This is a genomic window from Bacillus sp. SRB_8 (assembly GCF_003264205.1).
Taxonomy (GTDB): Bacteria; Bacillota; Bacilli; order Bacillales; family Bacillaceae_G; genus Bacillus_A; species Bacillus_A mycoides.
This window is the reverse complement of the sequence record NZ_NADT01000096.1, coordinates 1-863: the sequence shown is the minus strand read 5'-3', so window position 1 is coordinate 863 and position 863 is coordinate 1. Positions and strand designations below refer to the sequence as shown.

Annotated in this window: 1 protein-coding gene; it reads left to right on the top strand. The window is 36.7% G+C overall.

Going from position 1 to position 863, the window contains the following annotated elements; genetic code table 11:
* Positions 1 to 92: 92 nt before the first annotated feature.
* The gene (locus tag B5P40_RS31955; RefSeq protein WP_113710529.1) at positions 93 to 800 is read left to right on the top strand and encodes an IS6 family transposase; all 708 of its coding nucleotides are present in this window, start codon (positions 93 to 95) and stop codon (positions 798 to 800) included.
* Positions 801 to 863 lie beyond the last annotated feature (63 nt).

The following is an 863-nucleotide window of genomic DNA, read 5'->3' as shown; positions in this document are numbered from 1 at the left end:
GGTTCTGGTGCAAAAACTTAAGGACAATTGCAATGAATCTATAAATCTTGGACATACTGTTACTATTACTTTAGAAAGGATGCGTGATTGGTATGGAAAAGGAAAATGTATTCAAATGGAAGCATTATCAGCCCGATATTATTTTGTTAACGGTAAGATGGTACCTACGGTACAACCTTAGTTTTCGTGATTTGGTGGAAATGCTAGAAGAACGGGGTTTATCCATTTCTCATACAACGATTATGCGTTGGGTTCATCAGTATGGTCCTGAATTGGACAAACGAATCCGTCGTCACCTCAAACAAACAAATGACTCTTGGAGAGTCGATGAAACATATATCAAAGTAAAAGGTCAATGGATGTATTTGTATCGTGCTGTTGATTCGAAAGGAAACACAATTGATTTTTTCCTAAACAAAACAAGAGACCAGAAGGCTGCAAAGCGCTTTTTCAAGAAAGCTTTGCGGTCTTTTCATGTTTCAAAGCCACGTGTTATAACAGTCGATAAGAACCCGGCTTATCCTATAGCAATTGAACAGTTGAAAAAAGAAAAAAGCATACCTGATGGTATGCAACTTAGACAACAAAAGTACTTGAATAACATAGTAGAACAAGATCATCGCTTTATAAAGAAGCGAATCCGTTCTATGCTAGGGTTCAAATGTTTTGACACAGCTACATCCATTCTTTCTGGAGTAGAAGCCATGCATATGATTAAAAAAGAACAGCTTGATTTACGGGACCAGTCTGTCCAAAATCAGAAAGAATTCATCCATCAATTGTTTGAACTTGCAGCATAAGATACGATTCCGTTAGGAATATATGCGCTTTATTCTCTTTTATTTTATTTTTGCACCAGAACC